Source organism: Pseudomonas sp. (assembly GCF_049590575.1).
In the GTDB taxonomy this organism is placed as follows: domain Bacteria; phylum Pseudomonadota; class Gammaproteobacteria; order Pseudomonadales; family Pseudomonadaceae; genus Aquipseudomonas.
In genome coordinates, this window is the sequence record NZ_JBAWDE010000134.1 from 1 (window position 1) to 1751 (window position 1751).

Genomic DNA, 1751 nt, shown 5'->3' on the forward strand with positions numbered 1-1751 from the left:
GGGCAACCGCAAAGCGTGCCCGCCGGAATTTACGCCAGGGAATATCTGCAAAAAATCGGCATTTGGGCGCAAGTCGAAGCGCGGGTCATTCCGATGGAGAACGTTCGCGCCGCGCTCGCGGCGGTGGAAACGAGCAACGTCGATGTCGGGATCGTTTATAAAACCGACGCGCTTCATTCCCACAAGGTGAAGGTCGCCTTTGAGGTGCCTGTCGCGGACGGGCCCGTGATTTCCTATCCCGTCGCCCTGGTGAAGGGATCGAAACATGCCGCGGCCGCCAAAAAGTTCTTGGATTACCTGAGCGAACCGGGTTCCTTGAAGACGTTTGAAAAATACGGATTTATCGCGAAAAGCTAAAAGGATATGACCGCCGATGACGCGCAGGTCATTGGCCTGACCCTTGGCACAGCCGGACTCAGCACGCTGATCATCTTTCCGTTTGGCGTGGCGCTGGCGTGGCTGCTGGCGCGGAAAAACTGGCCGGGAAAATCGCTGGTCGAAACGCTCGTGGCCCTCCCGCTCGTCATGCCGCCGGTGGCGACCGGCCTGATCCTGCTCAATCTGCTGGGCCGGCGCGGGCCGATCGGCGCCCTTGTGCAAAACACCTTCGGCGCCGAAATCGTCTTCACGTGGAAAGCGGTGGTCGCCGCCATGGCGGTGATGTCGTTTCCCTTTTTGGTGCGGACGGTGCGGCTCGCCTTCGAGGAAATCGATCCCCGGCTCGAGCATGTCGCCCGGACCCTTGGCGCAAACCCGGCGCGGGCTTTCCTCACGATCACATTGCCGCTGGCGGCGCGGGGAATGGTGGCGGGCGCGGTCTGGGCGTTTGCCCGGGCGCTCGGAGAATTCGGCGCGACGGTCCTGGTCGCCGGAAATATTCCGGGCCGCACCACGGTCATGTCGGTGGCCATCTACAGCGACATCCAGCTCGGGCAGGACGGCCACGCCTATCAACTCCTGGGCGTCTCCGCGGTCCTCGCCTTCGCCGCGATTCTTTTCAGCAACCAATTTTCGAGATGGGGCGGCGCGCGGTGACATTTTCCTTAAAAAAACTCCAGCTCCGCCAGGGAACTTTCCTTCTCCAAATCGATTTGGAAGTGAGCGGGCAAGTGATCGGAATTTTCGGAAACTCCGGCGCGGGCAAAACTTCGCTGATGGAAATCGTCGCCGGCCTGCGCAAGCCGGCGGCGGGATTCATCGCCATCGATGACCAGGTCTTAATCGACATCACGGCGCGAAAATCCCTGGCTCCGGAACGGCGGGATGTCGGCTATGTCCCGCAAGACCTCGCCTTGTTCCCGCATCTCTCCGTGCGAAAAAACCTCGCCTACGGACATAAGCCGATTGCGGCGCCCTCGGGCATTAATCTCGCTCACGTGACCGGGGTTTTGGAAATCGAACCGCTGCTCGATCGCCCGATCTCCGATCTTTCCGGAGGACAAAAACAGCGCGTCGCCTTCGCGCGGGCCCTCCTCGCCTCGCCGCGCCTGCTTCTGATGGACGAACCCCTCGCCAGCCTCGATCAGGAACTCAAACTCACGATTCTCACCTACCTGAAACGCATCCGCGACGAGTTCAAAATTCCAATGCTCTATGTTTCGCACTCGCCGGACGAAGTGATCGAACTGTGCGACCAGGTGATCGTCATGCGCGATGGGAAATGCCTGCGCACCTGCCCCCCCGAGGAAATTTTCGAGGCCTCGACTTCGATGGCGCTCAAGCCCGGGATTTACGATTCCGCCAAATGACGC

General features: G+C 60.6%; 3 protein-coding genes. All 3 read left to right on the plus strand.

What is annotated here, in order from left to right; translation table 11 throughout:
• A partial coding sequence (modA, locus tag WBR57_RS10520; RefSeq protein WP_424083768.1) for a molybdate ABC transporter substrate-binding protein occupies window positions 1-357 on the plus strand: 357 nt, incomplete at its 5' end.
• 6 nt (window positions 358-363) lie between these two features.
• Window positions 364-1035, plus strand: a complete 672-nt coding sequence (gene modB / locus WBR57_RS10525) for a molybdate ABC transporter permease subunit (RefSeq protein WP_424083769.1) — start codon at window positions 364-366, stop codon at window positions 1033-1035.
• Window positions 1032-1748 carry a molybdenum ABC transporter ATP-binding protein gene (locus WBR57_RS10530; RefSeq protein WP_424083770.1) on the plus strand — a complete coding sequence of 239 codons (717 nt, stop codon included), beginning with the start codon at window positions 1032-1034 and terminating at the stop codon, window positions 1746-1748. Before modB ends, WBR57_RS10530 begins: the two co-directional genes overlap by 4 nt.
• Window positions 1749-1751 lie beyond the last annotated feature (3 nt).